The organism is Deinococcus rhizophilus (assembly GCF_030271215.1).
Taxonomy (GTDB): domain Bacteria; phylum Deinococcota; class Deinococci; order Deinococcales; family Deinococcaceae; genus Deinococcus; species Deinococcus rhizophilus.
Map to the genome: position 1 here is coordinate 1 of NZ_JASNGB010000319.1, position 1,460 is coordinate 1,460.

General features: G+C 57.4%; 3 protein-coding genes. All 3 read right to left on the bottom strand.

The window, feature by feature from the left end; genetic code table 11:
* A partial coding sequence (locus QOL99_RS17000) for a restriction endonuclease subunit S domain-containing protein (protein ID WP_285525563.1) occupies positions 1–506 on the bottom strand: 506 nt, incomplete at its 3' end.
* 95 nt (positions 507–601) lie between these two features.
* Complete coding sequence (locus tag QOL99_RS17005; RefSeq protein ID WP_285525564.1) at positions 602–850, bottom strand: hypothetical protein; 249 nt, start codon at positions 848–850, stop codon at positions 602–604.
* Positions 851–860: 10 nt separating this feature from the next.
* A complete protein-coding gene (locus QOL99_RS17010; protein ID WP_285525566.1) occupies positions 861–1,427 on the bottom strand; it encodes a type I restriction endonuclease subunit R, EcoR124 family in 567 nt (188 codons plus the stop codon).
* Positions 1,428–1,460: the final 33 nt, after the last annotated feature.

The following is a 1,460-nucleotide window of genomic DNA, read 5'->3' on the forward strand; positions in this document are numbered from 1 at the left end:
AGCCGACTTCTCAAGCCTCCATCTGACTTTTGACCCCTAGAGAGGGGTAGAGTTATCCCAGATAATCTAGTTGCCGAAAGTCCTAAAACTTTTGCGCCCTGGCTTTCTTTCTGGATTTGCTTCCTGATGTAGTCAGTCCTGAAAAGATGGCCCAAATAGCCTGAGCTAAACACTCCAGTGGTTGGACGCGCCAAAATCGTATGTAATCCTGATACGGCCCTTTGAGTGTTCAGCGAGATGATTTCAATCGCCTTACCTATATCGGCCATATCCTCAGAAGCATCCGCAATAACCAAATCGCCTTCCTTAATATAGTTGTTAGGCTTGAATCTTTTCACTTCTTCGTTAGCTGTCACAAATGGAACTCTCTCAGATTCGATATAAAAATGCGACGCAAATTTAGTATGTATATCCCCGTAGTGAATGTTCTTCACTTCGCCAGAGTCATAATTAAGTTTTTCTCGTGACAAAGAATTATTGCCCAGAAATGAAAAGACGTTCTTCATAACCGTCTCTTCCCACTCCCCCGTAAACCCCGGAAACCTCAGCCGGGGCGCGGGCACGGGCCTGGCCGTCTTGGTCATTGTTCCTTCCAGATACTTCAAAGGTCTCTGTCCTTTGGAACGTCGCGGGGGCGCTCCGTCACCAGCTCGGCGTCATTGGGCAGGCCCTCGAAGGCCGCGAGCGCGGGCACGAACGGCGGGGCGTCGGTGTCCGGGGTCTGCATCTGAATCACCAGGGTCACGCCATCGGGGCGGGCCACCCGCTGCGGCTCACCGCCTGCGGCGAGTTGCATGATTTCTTCCCAGTGCGCTTGCGCTTCGCTGTAGGGCCAGATCGGGCGCGTCATAGCGCCTATTTTATCCGTCATACGCTCCCAGTCCGGCGATGTCCCGGCCCTCGGCGCGGCGGCGCAGCAGGGGGGTCAGGTCGCTCATCAGGTCTTCTTCCTTGCGTTTGCGGGCCTTCCAGCCCAGGCCCAGCGGGGTCAGCAACTCGCCCAGGGCCTGACTGTCGAAAATCAGGCGCTCCAGGGTGGTGCTCGTGAAGGCGTGCAGGGCGTCGGCGTTCAGGCCGTGCGTGGCAGCCACGGCGTTCAGCTCGGCAGTGTGGCGCTCGGCCTTGAACCCCTCGTAGCCTTCCCACAGGGCCTCTTCGGTGAGGGCAACCCCGGTGGGCAGGCTCTGGACGTACTCGCGCAGCTCCTCGCGTTCGTCCATGAACTTGGCGTCCGAGCCGATCAAGGCCAGGAGCTTGTCGCGGGTCTGGCGCTGCTGCTCGGGGGTTTCCTGGGCGCTGGAACGGGCCAGCAGGGTCATGATGTAGTCGTAATCGATGATGGCGGAGGCGAACAGGACGAGTTCAAAGTCCAGGTTGTCCAGTTCCTCCTGCTCGCCGGGCTTGTCCTGCTGTGCCTTGACTGACATCTTGCAGTTTTAGAAAAGGCTGTCTGGAACGCG